Genomic DNA, 22,006 nt, shown 5'->3' with positions numbered 1-22,006 from the left:
GTTAGCTCGGCTGTCTTAGGACTAATTCGTTAGCTATCAAAAGTAACGACTAACCGAGAAGCCCCCACTTCAAACAGTCCGTTAGGACGTTAAGTAGCGGGTGGTTCACAAAATATACACTCAACAATATGGTATAATGTGGATATTAAATCTTTTTGAAAGAGGGATCATAATGATAAAGAGAGGACTCATTTCAGGAATATTTCTATTACTTATCGTATCTGTAGAATCTTATTTTAGTCGGGATTGGAGTCACATTTATTATGTATGTGGAACTTTTGGGTTAATTAGTATTGGGTTAGCTTTAGCTTACTTCATTGATAGCTTAATTTTAGGTAATAAAGGAACCCTATTTTCAAAAAAGGAAAAGCGTAAAATTGGCCGTATCGACCAATCAAAAGGTTTTTTAATAATGGCTATTCCAAATCTTATAGCAGCACTAGTTTACATCGTCATTTAATGTATAGCGTATACAAAACTAGTCAACATAATATAAAAAATTAAATAGCGGGAAAATATTTCAAAATCAAGTAATGCTGGATGTCAATCAAATGCATGAATTCAAAGGAGTTCCTTGGGAGATAGGGTGATAAATCGATATGAGCTACCTTATTGCTTTGGTATTTGCTGTTTTATTAGCTTTTTCATATAAAATTGTTGATATTACAGTTGGTGTTATTATTGGAAGAACGTTGTACCGAAAGATAGAAAATGAGATTATTTATATATGGGGAACACTGCTGACAGTAATTATTTATTTTTATGAAGATAATTACGTATTCCGTTTACCAATTCACTACGAATCAATTGTTCTATTAATCTTGATTGCCGCGATAACGAATATCTTCATTTCACGATACTCAGGGTATAAGCCGAGCGGGAAAAAGAACATCTTAAACTTTGTAATTATGTATCCTATTTTTGAAGAAGTAATTTTCAGAGGGATGATTATACCAATGCTTAATAATTCATTCCCAATATACCCTCTTTATGAAATATTTTACATACCAGTTACGGTACAGATCCTAATATCTTCCTTTCTATTCGCTGTAGCGCACTTACAATATTACAGCTTTAATCAGACTAGCATAAAATTTATGCTGTTCGCATTTTTAGGGGGAATCATATTTGGTATGATTACGGATTACTCACTATCAATTGTTTTTTCAATATTTTTGCATGTGGAGTTTAATTTACTTTCAGTATATTACTCAAAAAAGAGTACAGCAAATTAATAAATAAGTTATAAACATAAGTTACCAATTTATTTATTTTAGATGTTATTTTATATTGACATCTTTTTATTATTTTCCAGTTTTTAGGTGTTACTTCAGGTACACCCTATACCTTATAAACCCTTGCTATTATTGACTTTCTTCACTTTGCTCTTCTCTTCTCACTCTTATATATATGGGCATGCGGCAGTACCCCTAGATTAACTAAAGTAAACTTTTGAATAGAAGTTTACTTTCATTTATTATTAGAACAATCAGCCCAACAGAGATGATTTTGGCGAAGCTGAACTAACAGCTTGGTACACTAATAAAGATTTGCTAGACTCACCAAACGAGAAAATCATTTCCGAAACCATGTCAGTAGATGAAACTGTTAAAATGATTATCTCTGATATTGGGACTGTTCCTAAAGCATCTGAAGGACATTTTCACTAATGAAACTCTATAACTAGACCAATTACGAAAACATCTTCTTACATAAAACAAAAAAGTCCTAAATTAATAGGACTCTTTTTTTACTTTTGTTTTTGTTTTAAAATATTAATTATTTAATCATAACCACCCTTCCAAAGGATGGTTTGCACAAAGGTTATAAGCTATACTACTGGCCAGCGTCTAAAGGCGCTGGCTTTTATCTTCATTCAAGCCTCTATTGTCTTTGCCACTTTTGCCACCCCTGAAGGGCTCCCAACATCATGGCTGCCTTCCTTTTTGAATATTAGTAATACTTACTTACAAATTAAAATCTTTAATTTTATTTAATTATAATTTATAAGTATACTTAACGTAATAATATTTTGAATATTCATAATAATTACTATTCTAACACTTTCATATGAATAAAGGGGGGAATCATTTAATGAGTTATAATTTAGACGAAAATCTGAGAAGAAGTGCAAGTAATTTCCCAGACAGTATCGCTTATATCTATAGAGATAAAAGTGTTACTTATAAAGAACTAAATCAGCAGGTAGATCGATTGGCTGCTGGTTTGTCTGCCCGAGGAATCGGGAAGGGAGATGGAGTGGCTCTTTTATTAGGAAATAGCCCTGAATTTCTTATTACGTACTACGGCATTTTACGACTAGGTGCATTTGTTGTTCCGATGAATCCTTTGTATACCAAAGAGGAAATCAACTACATTTTAGACGATAGTCAAGCTAAAGCAGTTATTGCGCACATATCCGTAGAGCCAAGGTTGTCAGAAATAAAGGAACAATTGGAAAATCTAAAGCTAGTCATTTATACAGATGCCGAGGATCAGGAATCGGCATGGGAGCATCTGATGGAAACAAGTAATAATGTTTGTCCAAGCACTTTCATTGATCAGGAAGACCTTGCAGTCATTCTATACACATCAGGAACAACAGGGAAACCAAAGGGTGCGATGTTATCGCATCGGAATTTGGCTTCGAATGCAGACTCCATTTCAGAGTTAATTGAACTCCATGATAAAGATTGTGTAGTAGCTGTTCTACCAATGTTTCATGTTTTCTGTATGACTATAAGTTTGAATGGGCCAATTGCTTGCGGGGCAACTGTCCTGATCCTACCTAAATTCAGCCCTCTTGATGTGGTCCGTACCATTCGAGAAAAAAAGGCAACAGTGTTTGCTGGAGTTCCTACGATGTACAATTTTATCTTTCAATCGCCTGAATCTACTGCGGAAGATTTCTCATCCATTCGCGTGTGTATCTCAGGAGGTGCTTCGATTCCGGTCGAGCTGTTACAAAAATTTGAAAATAAGTACAACGTTTTTATTTTGGAAGGGTATGGACTTTCGGAAACTTCGCCTCTCGTTGCTATTAACCCTTTAAAGGGAACTCGCAAGCCAGGCTCTATCGGTTTAGATATACCAGGCGTCAAGAGCAAAGTTGTCAATGAGGATGGAATAGAAGTGCCGAGAGGAGAAGTCGGAGAATTAGTAGTTCAAGGGCCAAATGTAATGAATGGATACTTAGGAATGCCAGAAGCTACATTAGCTGCCTTTATAGATGGATGGTTTTACACTGGTGATTTAGCAACGATGGATGAAGAAGGATACATCTACATCGTTGATCGAAAGAAGGACATGATTCTTGTTGGTGGATACAATGTATATCCTCGTGAAGTGGAGGAAGTTCTGTATCAACATCCTGCTGTTGTAGAGGCAGCCGTAATCGGAATTTCCGATGGAGAATACGGAGAAAACGTAAAAGCTTATGTCGTAGTCAATGATGAGCAGATCACCATGAATGACATTATCCGATTTTGTCAGGATAAGCTGGTGAAGTACAAGCTTCCTAGACATGTGGAATTTTCTGAAGAGTTACCTAAGAACTCAACAGGGAAAATTTTGCGCAGAGAGTTAAGACAATTGATTGAAGTTAAGTAAGAGATTAACTAACCATATTATTGAAGGAGGATTATGTATGTCGTCCATTTTAAAGGAAAAAGTTCAAGGACCAGTAGCGTGGAAAGGTATTGATCTAGCTAAAGATGATTCATGGGTTTATTATTTGTCCGAGAAAACGATCGCATCCCTTGAAAGCGCTTTAATTCATGTTAAACAAAAGGGTTTAAAAGCACCTAATTTTAACAAGGAGGACTTCTTGATTCCGGATCTCTCTGACGAAATTGCGTACTTTGTGGAAGAACTAGAGAATGGGAGGGGGTTCCTATTAATTCGTGGATTACCAATGGAAAGGTATACGGATGACGAAGCGAGCATCATTTATTGGGGGCTCGGACTTCACATGGGCATTCCGGTATCGCAAAACGCAAATGGTGACCTCTTAGGGCACGTCATTGATCAAGGTCTTAGCTTAGAAAATTCAAATGTACGCGGTTATCAAACGAAATTGCATCTTCCTTTTCACGCAGATGGATCTGATGTCGTCGGATTATTAAGCCTTCGAAAAGGGAAATCTGGGGGGTTCAGTAGTATCGTAAGTTCAATGGCTGTTTATAATGAAATTCTGAAGAAGTACCCAGAGTATATTGGAATTCTCTGTCGTCCATTCAACTTTGATCGTCGTGGTGAGGAAGCGCCAGGTGAATCACCAGTATTTACATCACCAATTTTTAGTTATTATGATGGTAAATTGAGCTGCAGATATGTCCGTACATTTATTGAATCAGCACAAGCGAAAACAGGTATCCATTTGTCAAAAGTTGAAATTGAAGCGTTAGACATACTGGATTCCATCCTTCATGATGAAAATATGCATTATAATATGATGTTGGAAGAAGGTGATATGCAATTCGTCAATAATTATACAGTTCTTCATTCACGTACTCAATACGAAGACTATGAAGAACCGGAACGCAAACGCCATTTATTAAGATTGTGGCTCACGATGCCAAATAGCCGAGAAATTGCACACGATTTCGCGATGTTTATTGATGAGAAAACAGGTAAAGCGGGTCGTGGCGGTATTCCTGTCCGTGGAAAAACATCTGGCGGTATTATAGAAAACTTGAAGTAATTGGGCTTAAATTCGAAAGACTTACCTTTATAAATCGTTTCATAAGAACACCAATTGATTCATGTGATGGGGAGCACCTTTTCAGATGTTAGGAAAAGGTTTTCCCTTGATGGTAAAAATAGGGGGGATTTATACGTTGAGCACTCCAAAATATTCTTGGATTATATTAATATTTCTAGTTGCTTCCGGTATGATCAACCAAGTTGATAAAATTGTTATTGGTTTGGTTTCCGTTCCCCTAATGAAAGAGTTACATTTAAGCCCTTCACAATGGGGATTGGTGGGAAGTTCCTTCTTTTGGTTCTTTACCTTTTCCTCTATCATTCTTGGTGGTATGGCCGATTCCAAAAACACGAAAAAAATGTTAACTTGGATGTCACTTACATGGTTGATTGTTCAATTTCTCACACCTTTTGTTTCCAGTCTGTCTCTGCTAGTTTTTACAAGAATGCTCTTGGGAGCAGGCGAAGGCGCAGCCCCTGCCTTATCAACGGCAATAATGGGAAAATGGTTCCCAAAACATAGACATGGTATAGGATTTGGCGCTGTTTTGTTAGGAACAACAGGAGGATCAGCAATTGCTTCACCACTATTAATCTCCTTAATCGATCAATATGGATGGAGATCTGCTTTTATAGCCATGGGGATTGTTGGACTGATTGTGCTTGTTTTATGGATCATTTTCGGTAAAGAAAGTCCAAAAGAAATCGGATTACCTTCATTTCATCAAGAGGAGCAGCATTCATCAACCCTCTCTAAGGTTTCTTGGCGTCAGTTTCTTCCACATTTGTTGTCTAAAAATTTCGTTTTTACTGTTTTATGTGGAGGTTGTGCCTATTGGCTATTGTCCGTTCAAGCGATATGGTTTCCGGCATACTTTACCAAAGTTCAACATTTTAATGGCCAAACATTAAAACTAGCCGTGTCGTTACCTTTTCTTTTCGCTGCTGTTAGCCAAATTGGATTTTCTATGCTATCAGACCGGATTTATCGCAAAACTGGGGATATTCGTAAAGCACGAATAAATCTTGCCGGTTCCATGATGGTGTTAGCTGCTCTTTGTGTATATCTAGCAAATGCTGTAAATTCAACTGCCATATCCATTCTGTTCTTCACCCTTGCTCCAGGTTTTGCATACGTCATTCTTTCACTCGCACCCGCAATATTGATGGACTTTTTTTCTCCCAAAAACATCGGAAAAGCACAAGGGACGTTCATTGCTCTTGCAAGTTCAACAAGTATTATTGCCCCGCTCGTATTCGGATATTTTATCCAATATGCAGCGAATGAGGCAATGGGATATCGTTATGGATTTCAAGTAACTTCTTTGGGTATGTTCGTTTTCGGATTATTATTTTGGATCGTTGTACGTCCCGCGAAGCAAAGTAACACAGCGATAAAAACAGAGGAACAAGTGAGTATTTAAAAAATATACAGCAAATCAGGGTGCAGTTATAACTTCAACGAAGGATCTTCTTAGTTAGTGAATATACCAAATTGGAATGACCATAACTATGTTAATTGATTATTTGGTCAATGTATCTATTACTTAGTTTTTTGAAAGGGCTAGTTTGCGAGACTGAATGCCGGTATATATTAATACAACTTAATTACAAATTAAAAATAACAATTTTATTTAATTTATAATTATAAGTATACTAAGGAAAAGAAAATTCAAAATATTCAGTTATATCAAGTGGAAAAATAACCAAATGAATAAAGGAGGAATATGTATGTCAGTCATTATAAATGAAAAAATTCAAGGGCGTTCAGCATGGAAAGGCATTGAACTAGCTAAAGATGATTCGTGGATTTATTATTTGTCCGATAAAACGATTGTTGCACTTGATAAGGCATTATTACATGTTCAGCAAAAGGGATTAAAAGCACCAGATTTTAAAAAGGAGGATTTCCCGATTCCTGATCTCGCTGACGAAATCAAATACTTTGTCGACGAACTGGAGAATGGTAGAGGGTTTCTATTGATTCGCGGATTGCCAATGGAACGGTATACTGACGAAAAAGCAAGCATCATTTACTGGGGTCTCGGACTTTACTTGGGACTGCCGATCATCCAAAGCAAAAATGGGGATCTCTTAGGGCATATCAAAAACATAGGTAAAGACTTTAATGATAATACAAAAGTAAGAGGTTACCAAACAAATGTGCATCTTGACTATCACACAGATCTTGCTGATGTGGTCGGATTACTATGTCTTCGCAAAGCGAAATCTGGTGGTTTAAGCAGTATTGCTAGTGCAATGTCTATCTATAATGAAATTCTGGAGAAGCACCCAGAGTACCTTGAAATTCTTTATCGTCCATTCGCCCATGATCTTCGTGGGGAAGAAGCACTAGGTCAATCTCCGGTAGTTCAATCACCAATCTTTAGCTATTACGATGGTAAATTGAGCTGCAGATATATGCGCCAATATGTCGAATCAGCACAAATGAAAACAGGTATCTCTTTGTCGAAAGAGGAAATCGAAACATTTAATTTTATAGATTCTCTTACTCATGATAAAAACTTTCATATTGATATGATGATGGAACCAGGTGATATGCAATTCGTTAATAATTATGCAGTTTTTCATTCACGTACATTATTTGAAGATTATGAAGAAGATGACCGCAAACGTCATTTATTAAGATTGTGGCTCATGATGCCAAATGGCCGAAAAATTGCCCCGGATTTCGAGTTTTATATCGGAGGAGCACCTGTAATTAGATAAAAATCTGGTGGTAATGTTAATCACCAATATCTCTTATATCAAGTTGTATGGTGATTTTATTCATCGAAATAAGGTGAATAAAATCACCATTGTATGTTTTTTAATGATGAAGTGAATGTGAGCGTTTCAGAATCGGAATCAAGGTCTAAGAAATAGCCGAATTAATTTTAAAATAAATGGAAGTGAGGATGATGTTTCTTGGCAAATTTAGATCCGCAAGCAGAAAAATATTTACAAGCATATAATCAGATGCCGCCTATTCACGAGATGGATCCTAAGGCAGTAAGAGATATGCTTTCCAATGCACCGCGTCCTGCTGTAAAATTAGATCTGGTTTCAAAGATAGAGAATTTGATGATACCGGTAAGCAAAGACGAAGAAATCAAATGTAGGGTATACATACCGGAGGGGCAAGGCCCATTCCCGATATTCATTTACTACCATGGTGGAGGATGGGTTCTAGGAGACATTGAATCGATGGATGCAAGTTGCCGAATGATAGCAAATAGAACGGCTAGTATTGTTGTATCTGTAAATTATCGTCTTGCTCCAGAATATAAGTTCCCGACTCCAGTCGAAGACGCATATACGGCATTGGAATGGGTTTATGAAAAAGGGACCTCTTTTAACGGAGATGTTACTAGATTGGCAGTCGGAGGGGATAGCTCAGGCGGAAATCTAGCGACAGTAGTTACTATGATGGCGAGAGATAGAAAAGGCCCTGACATCACTGCACAGGTCTTAATCTACCCTGCGACAAACCTTGAGTTTAATACGGAATCCCATCAAGCATTTGCAAAAGGATTTGGTCTGGATCGCGAACAGCTGATTTGGTTCCGTGATCATTATGTAAGGAATGATGAGGACAAGTACAATGAATATGCTTCTCCTTTAGTTGCTGAAGATTTAAGTGGTCTCCCGCCAGCAATCGTGATCACAGCAGAAAATGATGTGCTTCGGGATGAAGGAATGGCTTATGCTGAACGTCTGAAAAAATTTGGTGTGCAAGTTGAATATGTATGTGAACTTGGTATGATCCACGGCTTTTTTGCACATATGGCTATTTTCTCTAAGAACATTGAATGGACTGTTTCTAAGATTGACAAGTTTTTGAATGCTGCTACATATACAATCGGGATAGAGTGAGATTAAAAAGTTCTAAAAAAACGAGCCTCAGCTTTTAGCGAGGCTCGTTTTTTTAATACACTATTATTGGTAATCTACGATACAGTTATAATATCAATCCTAGCTTTTTAGTAAAAAACGGTATCTCCAATTCCGCCGGTTACCGAGATGACATCACCAGTAATCGATGCTGCCAAAGGTGAAGATAGAAAAGTAATGACATTAGCAATTTCTTCTACTGTAATCAAGCGGCCGAGTGCATTGAGTCCTGCCATCTGACGCACAGCCTCTTCGTTAGTGACTCGGTTTCTAAACATTTCCGTATCGACAATCCCTGGATAAACAGCATTGACGTTAATTCCGTGTTTTCCTAATTCCAATGATGCGGATTTTGTTAAATGGACAACAGATGCATTACGTGGACCGGAACTAAAATAATTGCCACCAATTCTAGCAGCCAGACCACTTATATTTATAATACGTCCCCAATTATTTTCTATCATATAAGGAGCTACAGCTCGCATACAACGAAAATAGCCCATATACTTTTCTTCAAAATCTTTCAAAATAAGTTCATCTTTAATACTATTAAAATCCTCTGGCTCAAAGCCGCCAACACGGGCTCCACTGTTGATTAAAATATCAATGCTTCCCATTGCTGCTGCTGATTTTTCAACTAAATTTAGGATAGAGTCAGGATCAGTGGTATCTGCCACAATTGGATAAATATTTCTGTTTGTTTCTTGAGCTAATTCCTCTGCAGCAATTTTTAGTGAGGATTCATTTCTTGAACAAATCGTACAATCTACACCCTCTAGAGCCAATTGGCGAGCAGTAGCTTTACCAATCCCCCGGCTTCCTCCAACAATCAGTGCTTTTTTTCCAGATAACTTTAAGTCCATAGTTCAACCTCCTGTTTCGATTTAACCGTAAAAGACCAAACGCGAAAGTGTTTTTTTGGAATATTAACTCATTTATACTTTTAATTCTACTGATAAATTATAATTAAATAAAATTAAAAATTTTAATTTGTAATTAAGTACTACTAATATAAAATAGAAAAAACTATTTTGTAAATAAAATAGAACTGATACTTTAGTAATGGATTTGAGTCAATATTTTGGACACAAAAAAGTTAAATCTAAGCTATTTCTTTAGCAAGATCTTCTATTACTTGAGGAGTTTTATAACCAATACTACTATGGATTTGCTTACGGTTATAAAATCCTTCGATGTATTGAAATAGTGCTAAGTTTACTTGTTCAAACGTGTTTTGTACGATATACTTCTTCTTTCTTTAAAAGGGCATGAAACGACTAGATACTTCATTACCTTACCCCTTTTTGAATATTAGTAATACTTACTTTCATATTAAAATCTTTAATTTTATTTAACTGAAAATTATGAATATAATGAAAATAATAACAATTAACACGTTCACAATAGTTGTTATTAAAAGCGCTTACATATAAGTGGAAGGGAGGACATCATTTAATAAGTGATAATTTGTCTGACAAAGGATTCGGGAGGGGAGAGGGAGTCAATCTTTTATTAGGAAACAAGCTATCATGTTTATGAAAGTACTCTCATTTCTAGAAAGACTTGCAGTAATTCTATACACATCAGAAACAACCGATAAAGCAAAGGTTGCAATATTATCTCATCAAAACTAGGCCATAGATGACCGATTCTGTCAGGATAAGCTGGTGAAGTACAAGCTTCCTAGATAAGTGGTATTTTTAAAGGAGTTACCCAAGAAAACAACAGAGAAATGCATTAGAAAAGGAAGGAGGAGTACCTATGTCGTCCATTTTAAAGGAAAAAGTTCAAGGACCAGTAGCGTGGAAAGGCATTGATCTAGCTAAAGATGATTCATGGGTTTATTATTTGTCCGAGAAAATGATCGAATCTCTTGAAAGCGCTCTATTTTATGTTAAACAAAAAGGTTTACAAGCCCCTAATTTTAACAAGGAGGACTTCCCGATTTCTGATCTCTCTGATGAAATCGCTTACTTTGTTGACGAACTGGAGAATGGGAGGGGGTTCCTATTAATTCGTGGATTACCAATGGAAAAGTATACGGATGAAGAAGCGGGCATCATTTATTGGGGTCTCGGAGTTCACTTGGGCATCCCAGTAACGCAAAACGCAAAAGGTGACCTCTTAGGACATGTCATTGATCAAGGTCTCAACATTAATGATTCAAATGTACGCGGTTACCAAACGAATGCACATCTTCCCTTTCACCCAGATGGATCTGACGTAGTCGGATTATTAAGTCTTCGAAAAGCTAAATCTGGGGGTTTCAGTAGTATTGTAAGTTCTATAGCTGTTTATAATGAAATTCTTGAGAAGTATCCAGAGTATCTTGGGATTCTCTATCGTCCATACTTCTTGGATCGTCGTGGTGAGGAAGCACCAGGAGAATCTCCAGTATATTCATCACCAGTCTTTAGTTATTACGACGGTAAATTGAGCTGCAGATATAATCGCGGATATGTCGAATCAGCACAAGCGAAAACAGGTATCCATTTGTCACAAGTTGAGATTGAAGCATATGACTTAATGGATTCCCTCCTTCATGATGAAAACATGCATATTGATATGATGATGGAACCGGGTGATATGCAATTTGTTAATAATTATACCGTTCTTCATTCACGTACTATATACGAAGATTATGAAGAACCGGAACGCAAACGTCATTTACTAAGATTGTGGCTCACGATGCCAAACGGCCGAGAAATTGCACCTGATTTCGCGATGTTTATTGATGAGAAAACAGGTAAAGCGGGTCGCGGCGGTATTCCCGTACGTGGAAAAACAGCTGGTGGTATTGTAGAAAACTTAAGGTAATGGATTTAATAAATATCAGGAGTTTAGCCGTGAGCTTAAATCCGAAAGACTTACCTTAATAAAACGTTTTATAAGAACACCAATTGATTCATGTGATGGGGAGTACCTTTCAGAATTCAAACAAAGGTTTTCCCTAAATAGAAAAAAGTAAGGGGAGATTTTTATATTGAACACCCCAAAATATTCTTGGTTTATATTATTATTTCTAGTTGCTTCCGGTATGATCAACCAAGTTGATAAGATTGTCATTGGTTTGGTTTCCGTTCCCGTAATGAAAGAGTTACATTTAAGTCCTTCACAATGGGGATTGGTGGGAAGTTCCTTCTTTTGGTTCTTCACTTTTTCCTCTATCATTCTTGGCGGTATGGCTGATTCTAGAAACACGAAAAAAATGTTAACTTGGATGTCGCTGGTATGGTTGATTGTTCAATTTATTACACCTTTTGTTTCCAGTCTGTCTTTGCTAGTGCTTACAAGGATACTCTTGGGAGCAGGCGAAGGCGCAGCCCCTGCTCTATCAACGGTTATAGTGGGAAAATGGTTCCCAAAACATAGACATGGTATAGGCTTTGGCGCTGTTCTCTGTGGAGCAACAATTGGGCCTGCAATTGCTTCACCATTATTAATCTCCTTAATCAATCAATATGGATGGAGAGCTGCTTTTATAGCCATGGGAATTGTTGGACTGACTGTGTTAGTTTTATGGGTCATTTTCGGTAAAGAAAGTCCACAAGAAATCGGGTTGCCTTCTTTTCATCAAGAGGAGCAGCATTCATCAACCCTCTCTAAGGTTTCTTGGCGTCAGTTTCTTCCGCATCTTTTGTCTAAAAATTTTATTTTTATCATTTTGTGTGGTGGGTGTGCCTATTGGTTATTGTCTGTTCAAGCGATATGGTTTCCAGCATACTTTACCAAAGTTCAACATTTTGATAATCAAACATTAAAATTAGCCGTGTCGTTACCTTTTCTTTTCGCTGCCATTAGCCAAATTGGATTTTCTATGCTATCAGACCGGATTTATCGCAAAACTGGGGATATTCGTAAAGCACGAATAAATCTTGCCGGTTCCATGATGGTGCTATCTGCTCTTTGTGTATATTTGGCAAATGCCGTGAACTCAAGTGCTATATCCATCCTATTCTTCACCCTTGCTCCAGGTTTTGCTTATGTCATTCTTTCACTCGCACCTGCAATATTAATGGACTTTTTTTCTCCCCAAAACATCGGAAAAGCACAAGGGGCCTACGTTGCTCTTGCAAGCTCAACAAGTATTATTGCTCCGCTCGTATTCGGGTATTTTATTCAATATGCAGCGACTGAGGCAATGGGATATCGTTATGGATTTCAAGTAACTTCTTTAGGTATGCTTGTTATCGGATTATTGTTTTTGATTGTTGTACGTCCCGCGAAGCAAAGTCACACAACAATAAAAGCAGAAGAGCAAGTAAGTATTTAAAAATCATTGATGGATGGATCGAGGAAGGAAAGAAAGGAGTAAATATGAAAAGGAGGTTGCATAAATGGATCGTTGTGTACATTGTCATGAAGAATTGGCCATTATGGAGCGAAATCGCAGTGAGTGCTGGAATTGTCAAGAGAAGATGTCCGAGACCTACTCTGATGATCATATTGAAATAGAGGATGAAGTAAAATAGTTTGTGTATAACAGAATTGGTGCTTCGCACATAGCAAAAAAGCAGCGGATTCACTGTTTGAATCAACCTAAAAGAAATATTTAAGAGTTTACGAATCACCAAATCAATCGGAATGATTTCCCCCTTTATGACAGGGGGATAATTATTTATTATGAAATCAGGAGCAAATGCAATAGCCAAGCTTCTAATAATGACTCGCAGAACTCCGTCCATATTTATAGTAATTGTTCAATGTTCATGACTGTATCCATTTTGAATATTAGTAATACTTATTTACACATTAAAATTTTTAATTTTATTTAATTATAACTTATGAGTATAATCAGTAACATGATATGTTTTAAAAATTTTGAATATTCTTAATTTAGGGGGGATCTAGAATGTCATCTAAACAATTGTTTGATCTAACAGGACAGACAGCCATGGTTACCGGAGGTGGTAGCGGGTTAGGGCGTGTAATGGCACTGGCGTTGGCTGAGGCCGGAGCAAACGTGGTAGTTTGTTCACGTCGTATAGAGGTTTGCGAAGAAGTTGTGAAAGAAATCGAGACGTTAGGAAGACAAGCATTTGCTGTATCATTAGATGTAACAGTTCCTGAATCTATTGTTCAAGGTGTGGAGAAAGCGGTTTCTCATTTTGGGAAAATCGAAATTTTAGTCAACAGTAGCGGAACGGTTTTTGAAACGCCTGCTACGGAAATGCCTTTAGAACAATGGCAATCTATGCTCGATACAAATGTGACAGGAACATTTTTAATGTGTCAGGCTGTAGGAAGACATATGATAGACAATGAATATGGAAAAATCATTAACATTTCTTCTTCAATCGGCTTTAAAGGTACTGACCCGGAAGCTGTAGATTCTGTAGGATATACAACAAGTAAGGGTGCAGTTATGACTTTAACGAAGGATCTTGCAGTTAAGTGGGGTCGCCATGGAGTGCATGTGAATTCCATTGCTCCTGGAGTTTTCACTACTGGAATGAATAATCCAGAAATACCGGGAACACTTGTACATAAGGCTGGCCCGCTTATCGCCTCCCAAGTTCCAGTAAGGAGGTTAGGTAGAGACAATGATTTAGTAGGAGCAGTCCTTTATTTTGCTTCAGCAGCTTCTGATTATTGTACAGGACAAATATTGACTCTTGATGGGGGACTTGGCGCTAAGTAAATTTCACCCAAATAATGAAACTTAGTTCGTGAATATACCAAGTTGATGGTGTAAATTAATACAACTTAAGTGTAAGTTAAAAATAATAATTTTACTTAATTGAAAATTATGAATATACTAAAAATAATAAATTCGCAATAGTTAATCAGCTGACTAGTGTAAGCGTTATCGGTATGCGGATTTCAAAAAATTGAAAGAGGGGATATAAGTGAGTAACGTAAAAAGTGTAAAAGATGTAGTGGCATTTCATGCCAATAATATTTGTCCAGATGATTTACCTTGGATTCCGTATTTTGGAGATGCGAAGTTTAAATTGCTTAAGGCCAATCCGGTGACAGGACAGACGGTTACGCTATTAAAAGTTCCTGCGGCTATGCAACTTCCGGCTCATTTTCATCCTGGTACGGTTATTGTTTATACTGTTCAAGGTACTTGGAGATATCTCGAAGATCCTTGGATCTCCAAAGCTGGTGATGTCGTTTATGAGCCGGCTGGCTCCTCACATACACCTCAGGCTGTAGGGGATGAAGAAGTTATTACGTTGAATATTGTTGAAGGAACATTAGACTATTTAGGTGAGAATGGAGAAATTATTGCCAGAGATAATTTTGAGTCATTCCTGAAAAAATACCATGACCACTGTGCGGCTGAAGGAATTGAACCTGTAGATGTAACAAAATTTTAAAAGATAGATTCGTAAAAAAGAGAAGCTAGTCGTTCACATGCGACGAAGATGCTTCTCTTTTTTTCTTTTTTAACTCTTAATAATTTTGGATTTTAGATAATGAATATATTTGTTGGTAAAAGTGGATAAATGTTTATTCTCTGATCGAACCAGCCCTAAAGAAATATTTACAGTCCTATGATTCATCAAATCAATTGGAATGATATCACCATTGATGACAGGGGAATAATTTTTCATTATGAAATCAGGAGCAAATGTAATAGCTAAACTTTCAATGATGGCTTGGAGAACTCCATCTGCATTATTTGATGTAAATAGGACTTTTAAGGGTTTATATTTGTTAAAGAAATCTTGAACAAAATCCTGCATAAATTCACCGTTATATGTGACGAGAGTTTGATCAAGTATATCCTGCGGAGTTATGGTGCCAAGGAACGCCAAGGGAGAATGTTTAGAAACATATACTTTCTGTTTTCCTTCAAATAGTGTTTCAAAAGCTATTCCTTCCATATTTATGTTTAAATCAGCTGAATACGTAATCAGTCCGATGTCGGTCTTATGTTGTCGAATATCTTCAATGATAGCAGACCCACTTTTTTCGGCAACTTCCACATTTACGTGTGGATATTCATGTCTAAAAGCGGCTATAGATTTTACTAGAAACGTCGTTAATCCAGGTAAAGAAGATAATCTTAGTTCCCCGACTTCCATGGAATTGAATAAGTCGGCCGCCTCTTTTATTTCTTCAATTTTTCTCAGTACTCCATAGGCAAGTTTTAGAATGATTTTACCTTCATCGGTCGGCACAGCACCGTGTCCCCTTGAGCGATTAAGAATTTTAATCCCTAACTCCTTTTCTAAGCTGGTAATGGACTGGCTGATCGTAGATTGGGTCACATGAAGATTCTGTGCTGCTATAGTTAGAGAACTGTGTTTTGAGACCTCAATAATATATACTAATTGCTCAATATTCATGACCGCCCCCCCTTTTTGAATATTAGTAATACTTACTTACAAATTAAAATCTTTAATTTTATTTAATTATAATTTATGAGTATAATCAAAGACAATAAGAATATTTATAAAATTTTAAATATTCTAAATAATGGAGGTGTCTAGAATGTCATCTAAACAATTGTTTGGTTTAACAGGACAGACAGAAATAGTTACTGAAGATGGTAGCAGGTTAACGGCTCCTGAAAGTGCTTGCGTTGGTAAAGGAAGATGTAAACGTTGTAGTATGTTCACGTCAAATAGAGGGTCACGAGAAAGTTGTGAAAGAAAGCGAAGTATTAGGGAGACGAGCGCTTGTTCGAGCATTGGCGTAACAGATTCTGAATCTATCGTTTAAGGCGTGGATAAAGCGCTTTCTTATTTCGGAACTGGATAAATAATACATGGGGAGGAGACGGATGTCAACAGAAACAGTTTTAATTACAGGTGCTACAAAAGGAATCGGTTTGGAATTTGCTAAAATTTCCGCAGGCCATAGCTATAACTTAGTGTTAGTCGCTAGGGACGCAACGTTGTTGGAACAACAAGCCGAGAATTTTAAAAAGGATTATGGCATACAAGTGAATACTTTTGCCGGCGATTTGAGTAACTATACGACGGTAGAGAGCTTGCATCGACACTTGAAAACCGAGGAAATTGACATTGATATTTTGATTAATAATGCCGGAGCTGGCGGGTTCGGGTTCATGACGGAAATGGATATTCAGAAAGAAATGGAATATCTGCAGCTCAATATGATCTCGCTTACCTATTTAACCAGGCTTTTTACGGATGACATGGTGAAACGAAAGCAAGGTAAAATTTTAAACGTGGCTTCATTAGCGGCCTTTCAGCCAGTTCCACGGATGTCGATGTATGGAGCAAGCAAATCGTACGTCTTATCCTTTTCGGAAGCGATTGCGGAAGAACTGAAAGGAACCGGCGTTCAAGTTTCCGTATTATGTCCAGGCTTTACTAAAACACCGCTCACGCAGCAATTCGCCGGGGCAGGCACAAAAGTGTTCAATAAGAACATGTTGGATCCACAAATGGTTGCCAAGTGCGGCTTTGAAGGGTTAATGAAAAATAAGAGGGTAATCATCCCGGGTTTTAAAAATAAACTCATGGCTAAATCTGTGGGGCTGCTGCCAAGGAAATGGGTAACCACCTATACCCGAAAACTTCTCGAACAAAAAGTGTAAATAAACATAAAATCACAACGATTTCTTATTTTATTTTAACTGAAAAAGAAAGCACTTTATAAAGAAGTGGAGGGGAAATAATGGATAAAGTCATTGAGTCTAGTGAAATAAGAAAGTATTTCAAGAGTGGCGATGTAATTTTAACAGGAGGCTTTGGCTTATCAGGTACACCTTTAACGATCATTGATGAACTATTAGAAACAGATATTCATGATTTAACGATTGTTAGTAATAATTTAGGGGATCTTGGACAAGGATTACATAAAGTATTCATGCAGGGAAAAATAAAAAAAGCAATTGGCTCCTTTTTTTCCATTAATAAAGAAGCGGTAATAGCCTGGTCTAAAGGCGAGCTTGAAATCGATTTGCTACCTCAAGGTACATTAGCTGAAGCAATTCGCTGCGGCGGTGCCGGAATAGGTGGTTTTTACACAAGAACCGCCGTTGGTACTGAATTAAGCAAGGGCAAAGAGGAAAGAGAAATTGATGGAGAGAGATACATTTTTGAAAAGGCTATTAAAGGTGATGTCGCTATTATAAAGGCGGATAAAGCAGATCGAATTGGAAATTTAGTGTACCATACGACAGCTAGAAACTTTAACCCTATGATGGCTACAGCTGGAAAAATAGTCATTGCCGAAGTTAATGAAATTGTTGAAGTTGGTGAGCTGGACCCAGAATTTGTTGTGACGCCTCATGCGTATGTGGATTATGTCATACAAAGCAAATATTCAAAGATAGGGAGTGATTATGTTGAGTCAAGATAAAAGGCAAATTATTGCTAAGAGAATTGCCGAAGAATTAGAAGATGGACAGATTGTTAACTTAGGAGTTGGAATTCCTACTTTGGTTGCTTCCTATTTAGATGATAAAGAGGTTTATTTACAATCTGAGAATGGATTGTTAGGTATGGGACCTTCTCCTGTAGAGGGAAAATTAGATATTGATTTAATTAATGCAGGAAAAGAACCGGTTACCTATTTGAAAGGTGCCTCATTTTTTAATAGTGCTGATTCTTTTGCTTTGATTAGAGGTGGTCATATTGACGTAGCGGTTTTAGGCACACTTCAGGTGGATGTTCATGGTGAAATTGCTAACTGGGCCGTTCCGAATCAGCCGATTTTAGGCGTTGGTGGAGCGATGGATTTGGTGACAGGAGCAAAAAAGGTTATTGTCGCAGCTACCTTGTTCGCAAAGGATGGAACGTCTAAATTAGTCAAGGAATTATCATATGAAACTAGCGGGATTCGAAAAGTAGATTTATTTGTTTCTGATTACGCTGTTTTTAAATTTACGGATAAAGGCGTAAAAGTTGTAGAAATGATGGAAGAGATTTCAATACAAGAATTAAGTGAAAAGGTTGGTTTTGATTTAGAGTATTTGAATGATTTAACACTCGTAAGTAATAAGTGAAGGATGGAGGGCAACACATGGACAAGCAGAGAACAGTTATTGTGACAGGTGCAGCAGGCGGTATTACAGGAGAACATATTAAAGTCGCAGGCGGCATGTAATAAAAAAGAGGAGGAAAAAGAATGGCAACTTATATTGTTGACGGAGCAAGAACAGCCTTTGGTACTTTTGGCGGGGGATTAAAAGATGTGACCGATATCGATTTGGGTGTAGCAGCAACGGAAGAGGCATTGAAAAGAAGCGGAATTCAAGCTTCTAATGTAGATGAAATCATATTTGGAAATATTATTCATACAAGCAGCAGCTCTGCTTATTTAGCAAGACATATCGGTTTAAAAAGCGGCATGGCAGAGTCATCATCTGCGCTTACACTCAATAGATTATGCGGTTCGGGTATGCAATCTATCGTATCTGCCGCACAGTCCATTGCTTCCGGGGATGCAAAAGTAGTTGTCGCTGGAGGAACCGAAAATATGAGTTTATCACCGCATGTATTAAGAGGCACGCGCTTCGGCTCACCAAATAAAGCACCAAAAGTTGATGATATGTTATGGGAAACATTAACGGATAACTACGTTGGCTGTGGAATGGGGATGACAGCTGAAAACTTAGCTGAAAAATATTCAATTTCCCGAGAAGAGCAGGATCAGTTTTCTGTGGAATCACAAGAAAAGGCCATTGCAGCAAGAGACAGCGGCCGTTTTGCAGAGGAAATTGTTCCGGTTAAGTTAAAAGGCAGAAAAGGCAAGGAAGTCATTTTTGATACGGATGAGTATATTCGTGAAGGTGCATCTGTAGAAGGTTTAGCAAAATTGAAGCCCGCTTTTAAAAAGGATGGGACTGTTACACCAGGGAACGCGAGCGGTATTAATGATGGTGCAGCTGCTGTGTTAGTCGCATCTGAGGAGTATGTGAGTGAACATAACTTAAAGCCGCTTGCGAAAATTGTAACATGGGGCGTTGCAGGGGTTGACCCGAGCATTATGGGTATTGGCCCAGTACCAGCAAGCAAAAAAGCATTAGAAAAGGCTGGTTTAAGTTTAGATGATATTGGTTTGTTCGAATTTAATGAGGCATTTGCTTCACAATCTATTGCTGTAATTAAAGAGTTAGGTGTCGATAAGGAAAAGGTGAATGTGAACGGAGGGGCTGTTGCATTAGGCCATCCTGTAGGCGCAAGCGGTGCTAGAATCACCTATTCTTTAGCACTTGAAATGAGGAAAAGAAACGTTAAATATGGATTAGCCTCGCTTTGTATTGGCGGCGGACAAGGCATTGCCATTATTTTAGAAAATGTACAAAGCTGATGAAACCGAATCCTAAAAACAGGTATTTGATGTGTATTCAAATACCTGTTTCTTAATTCATTCGATTGCTATACACACATTAATGATTTGGATACGTTTCTTTCAAAAAACTTATAGATTGTTTGATTAGCGCTTTTAGAACATTAATATCAATGTCTGCTAGTTTATTAATGTATATACACGATTTTCCAGACGTGTATTTTCCAAATTCCTTTAATAGTTCTTCTCGCTCAGGATTAGTTGCAAAATATAAACTAATTTTGGCTTTCCGAGGTGAAAAGCCTACTAATGGAGCATCACCTTCATGACCGAATGCATATTTATAATGGTATGTACCAAATCCAATAATGCTCGGTCCCCACATCTTCGCTGGATAACCCGTTGTTTCAATAAATATATCTAATAATTGATATGCATTTTCACGTTTTTTAAGGTTGTCAACATTTTCAATAAACTCAATCACACTATTGTTGGTTTCTGTTGTTTTGAGTTTGTACATAATAGAGTTGCTCCTTTTTAGATATCAGTTTCACCACATACGTAATTATAATACAGAGTTTGAATTAAAGACACGGAACCTCAGGAATAGTTTGAAAATAAGGTCACTTGATTAGAGTTGTTACTTTGAACTTTAGCAGTGCAGGACATGGTGAAAATAAAAGAGATGTAGTGGAGGAACGTGTAAATTGAAGCGTTTAAAATACTTCTTTTTGATTACAGATATCGGGTTTATCGTATACTGGTTCATAACAATTTTCCATATGATTCCACAAGGGTATTTGTTTAAAGACTATCAAAATCCTATTTTGGTGGCATGGAACTGGTCTTTTTTACCACTGGATTTGCTGATCTCTTTGACAGGTTTTGTAAGTTTATATTTATATTTATATTATAAGCACAAACAAATTTGGAGTCACTTTGCTTTCCTGTCATTAATCTTAACTTTTTGTTCAGGATTACAGGCACTTGTATTTTGGACAATCCGTTTAGATTTCGATGTTTCTTGGTGGATTCCTAATCTATATTTATTGCTTTATCCATGTTTTTTCTTAAAAGGTATTTGGAGAGAATGCGGATGGTATGAGACTAACATGAGGTAATATAGAAGTTTAAAGAATTTATCTTTAAAGAGTAAGGAGGAGAAAGAACTTGGGATACACCAAGTTCTTTCATACTGTTGAAAAACAATCTAGTCAATAGACAAAAACGAAAAATTTTGATAAAGTCTCCTCGTGAATGAAATGAAGCGAGGAGACTTTTTATGTATGTTACATATTCCATAAAAAAGTGTATTAAAGCCCTGATATGACTAGTTTCGTGACACCTTAATATTTAAAAAGGATTCTAAAACGTTTGGTAAACATCTTGAAAAAAATTAAAAATAATTCCCTTTATAAAAGGTAAAATTTCTATCTTTTTCATTTTTTCTATACATGATATCTTGTAAAAGGATAATGTACGATATACAGGTATTGTTCCTTGTTTTCTAACTTCCTTTCCTTGGAAAATTTGATTATCCAGTCAAAGTAAAAAATGATCCTATGTAATTAGGGTCATTTTTTACAGAATGTTCATAGATGTTATAGTATAGGAGGATTTTAATGAATATTGAACTAAAAGGTATTTTAATTTCTGAAGAAGCATTACAAACAAAAATAAAAGAACTAGCACTACAAATTGAACATGATTTTAAAGGGGAAGAAATCGTTATAATTGCGGTATTAAAAGGTTCATTTGTCTTTGCTGCTGACTTAATTCGTCATATTAAAAACGAATTAACAATAGATTTTATCTCTGCATCTAGTTACGGCAATCAAACTGAAACAACCGGGAAAGTTAAATTACTAAAAGATATCGACGTCAACATTACAGGAAAAAATGTAATTGTTGTAGAAGACATTATCGATTCTGGCTTAACACTTCATTTCTTAAAAGAGCATTTCTCTATGCATAAACCAAAAGCATTAAAGTTTTGTAGCTTATTGGATAAACCGGAGCGTCGTAAAGTTGATTTTAAAGCAGAATATGTTGGTTTCCAAATTCCAGATGAATTTGTTGTCGGATACGGCATTGACTGTGCAGAAAAGTATCGTAATTTACCATATATTGCTTCAGTTGTAACAGATAAATAATATGAAATTGCTATTAATCCCTAATTGAATTTTAC

Annotated in this window: 22 protein-coding genes and 1 pseudogene; 19 read left to right on the top strand and 4 right to left on the bottom strand. The window is 36.9% G+C overall.

The features are described 5' to 3' along the window. Positions 1 to 172 precede the first annotated feature (172 nt). From ACIQ7L_RS20820 to ACIQ7L_RS20790, 7 genes are all read left to right on the top strand, one after another. Complete coding sequence (locus tag ACIQ7L_RS20820) at positions 173 to 460, top strand: DUF5316 family protein (protein WP_400571307.1); 288 nt, start codon at positions 173 to 175, stop codon at positions 458 to 460. Between the two features lie 139 nt (positions 461 to 599). Next, the gene (locus ACIQ7L_RS20815; protein WP_400571306.1) at positions 600 to 1,235 is read left to right on the top strand and encodes a CPBP family intramembrane glutamic endopeptidase; all 636 of its coding nucleotides are present in this window, start codon (positions 600 to 602) and stop codon (positions 1,233 to 1,235) included. Positions 1,236 to 2,094: 859 nt separating this feature from the next. Continuing rightward, positions 2,095 to 3,609: a long-chain-fatty-acid--CoA ligase gene (locus tag ACIQ7L_RS20810; protein ID WP_400571305.1), complete on the top strand. Its 1,515-nt coding sequence runs from the start codon at positions 2,095 to 2,097 to the stop codon at positions 3,607 to 3,609. Positions 3,610 to 3,646: 37 nt separating this feature from the next. Then, complete coding sequence (locus ACIQ7L_RS20805) at positions 3,647 to 4,702, top strand: TauD/TfdA family dioxygenase (protein WP_400571304.1); 1,056 nt, start codon at positions 3,647 to 3,649, stop codon at positions 4,700 to 4,702. Positions 4,703 to 4,838: 136 nt separating this feature from the next. Further along, positions 4,839 to 6,128 (top strand): MFS transporter, encoded by a 1,290-nt coding sequence (locus ACIQ7L_RS20800; RefSeq protein WP_400571303.1) that lies wholly within the window; start codon positions 4,839 to 4,841, stop codon positions 6,126 to 6,128. Between the two features lie 307 nt (positions 6,129 to 6,435). Next, positions 6,436 to 7,434 (top strand): TauD/TfdA family dioxygenase, encoded by a 999-nt coding sequence (locus ACIQ7L_RS20795; RefSeq protein ID WP_400571302.1) that lies wholly within the window; start codon positions 6,436 to 6,438, stop codon positions 7,432 to 7,434. A gap of 249 nt (positions 7,435 to 7,683) precedes the next feature. Beyond that, positions 7,684 to 8,580, top strand: coding sequence for an alpha/beta hydrolase (locus ACIQ7L_RS20790; RefSeq protein ID WP_400571301.1), 897 nt, complete (start codon positions 7,684 to 7,686; stop codon positions 8,578 to 8,580). A 107-nt stretch (positions 8,581 to 8,687) separates the two neighbouring features. Here ACIQ7L_RS20790 and ACIQ7L_RS20785 read toward each other — a convergent pair whose 3' ends face one another. Both ACIQ7L_RS20785 and ACIQ7L_RS20780 read right to left on the bottom strand, forming a co-directional pair. After that, a complete protein-coding gene (locus ACIQ7L_RS20785) occupies positions 8,688 to 9,461 on the bottom strand; it encodes an SDR family NAD(P)-dependent oxidoreductase (RefSeq protein ID WP_400571300.1) in 774 nt (257 codons plus the stop codon). 239 nt (positions 9,462 to 9,700) lie between these two features. After that, positions 9,701 to 9,875 (bottom strand): annotated as a pseudogene (locus ACIQ7L_RS20780) (IS3 family transposase); the annotation flags it as partial. Positions 9,876 to 10,359: 484 nt separating this feature from the next. On the opposite strand from ACIQ7L_RS20780, the gene ACIQ7L_RS20775 reads away from it, so the two are divergent. From ACIQ7L_RS20775 to ACIQ7L_RS20755, 5 genes are all read left to right on the top strand, one after another. Then, positions 10,360 to 11,415, top strand: coding sequence for a TauD/TfdA family dioxygenase (locus tag ACIQ7L_RS20775; protein ID WP_400571299.1), 1,056 nt, complete (start codon positions 10,360 to 10,362; stop codon positions 11,413 to 11,415). Between the two features lie 166 nt (positions 11,416 to 11,581). Beyond that, entirely contained in the window at positions 11,582 to 12,871 is a 1,290-nt protein-coding gene (locus ACIQ7L_RS20770) for an MFS transporter (RefSeq protein ID WP_400571298.1), read from the top strand. Between the two features lie 64 nt (positions 12,872 to 12,935). Beyond that, positions 12,936 to 13,070 (top strand): hypothetical protein, encoded by a 135-nt coding sequence (locus tag ACIQ7L_RS20765; protein ID WP_400571297.1) that lies wholly within the window; start codon positions 12,936 to 12,938, stop codon positions 13,068 to 13,070. Positions 13,071 to 13,450: 380 nt separating this feature from the next. Further along, positions 13,451 to 14,239: an SDR family NAD(P)-dependent oxidoreductase gene (locus ACIQ7L_RS20760; protein WP_400571296.1), complete on the top strand. Its 789-nt coding sequence runs from the start codon at positions 13,451 to 13,453 to the stop codon at positions 14,237 to 14,239. 208 nt (positions 14,240 to 14,447) lie between these two features. Beyond that, on the top strand, positions 14,448 to 14,924 hold the full coding sequence (locus ACIQ7L_RS20755) for a 2,4'-dihydroxyacetophenone dioxygenase family protein (RefSeq protein WP_154712595.1): 477 nt from the start codon (positions 14,448 to 14,450) through the stop codon (positions 14,922 to 14,924). A gap of 69 nt (positions 14,925 to 14,993) precedes the next feature. Here the strand turns inward: ACIQ7L_RS20755 and ACIQ7L_RS20750 are convergent, their stop codons facing one another. Further along, entirely contained in the window at positions 14,994 to 15,899 is a 906-nt protein-coding gene (locus ACIQ7L_RS20750; RefSeq protein ID WP_400571295.1) for a LysR family transcriptional regulator, read from the bottom strand. A gap of 145 nt (positions 15,900 to 16,044) precedes the next feature. Here ACIQ7L_RS20750 and ACIQ7L_RS20745 point away from each other — a divergent pair, with 145 nt between their 5' ends. The 5 genes from ACIQ7L_RS20745 (at position 16,045) to ACIQ7L_RS20725 (ending at position 19,839) form a co-directional block, all read left to right on the top strand. Further along, entirely contained in the window at positions 16,045 to 16,275 is a 231-nt protein-coding gene (locus ACIQ7L_RS20745; RefSeq protein WP_400571294.1) for a hypothetical protein, read from the top strand. Between the two features lie 61 nt (positions 16,276 to 16,336). Then, entirely contained in the window at positions 16,337 to 17,119 is a 783-nt protein-coding gene (locus ACIQ7L_RS20740) for an SDR family NAD(P)-dependent oxidoreductase (RefSeq protein ID WP_400571293.1), read from the top strand. Positions 17,120 to 17,199: 80 nt separating this feature from the next. Continuing rightward, a complete protein-coding gene (locus ACIQ7L_RS20735) occupies positions 17,200 to 17,886 on the top strand; it encodes a CoA transferase subunit A (RefSeq protein ID WP_400571292.1) in 687 nt (228 codons plus the stop codon). Next, entirely contained in the window at positions 17,870 to 18,532 is a 663-nt protein-coding gene (locus ACIQ7L_RS20730) for a 3-oxoacid CoA-transferase subunit B (protein WP_400571291.1), read from the top strand. The genes ACIQ7L_RS20735 and ACIQ7L_RS20730 overlap by 17 nt, the downstream gene beginning before the upstream one ends. Before the next feature lie 122 nt (positions 18,533 to 18,654). Next, positions 18,655 to 19,839, top strand: coding sequence for an acetyl-CoA C-acetyltransferase (locus ACIQ7L_RS20725; protein WP_400571290.1), 1,185 nt, complete (start codon positions 18,655 to 18,657; stop codon positions 19,837 to 19,839). Positions 19,840 to 19,918: 79 nt separating this feature from the next. Here ACIQ7L_RS20725 and ACIQ7L_RS20720 read toward each other — a convergent pair whose 3' ends face one another. Then, complete coding sequence (locus ACIQ7L_RS20720; protein WP_400571289.1) at positions 19,919 to 20,338, bottom strand: DUF1801 domain-containing protein; 420 nt, start codon at positions 20,336 to 20,338, stop codon at positions 19,919 to 19,921. Positions 20,339 to 20,525: 187 nt separating this feature from the next. On the opposite strand from ACIQ7L_RS20720, the gene ACIQ7L_RS20715 reads away from it, so the two are divergent. Next, the gene (locus tag ACIQ7L_RS20715; RefSeq protein WP_400571288.1) at positions 20,526 to 20,939 is read left to right on the top strand and encodes a DUF5360 family protein; all 414 of its coding nucleotides are present in this window, start codon (positions 20,526 to 20,528) and stop codon (positions 20,937 to 20,939) included. Positions 20,940 to 21,440: 501 nt separating this feature from the next. After that, complete coding sequence (hpt, locus tag ACIQ7L_RS20710) at positions 21,441 to 21,971, top strand: hypoxanthine phosphoribosyltransferase (protein WP_400571287.1); 531 nt, start codon at positions 21,441 to 21,443, stop codon at positions 21,969 to 21,971. Positions 21,972 to 22,006: the final 35 nt, after the last annotated feature.

This window comes from Bacillus sp. NPDC094106, from assembly GCF_044764345.1.
Classification (GTDB): Bacteria; Bacillota; Bacilli; order Bacillales; family Bacillaceae_G; genus Bacillus_A.
This window is presented reverse-complemented; position numbering and strand designations above follow the sequence as displayed.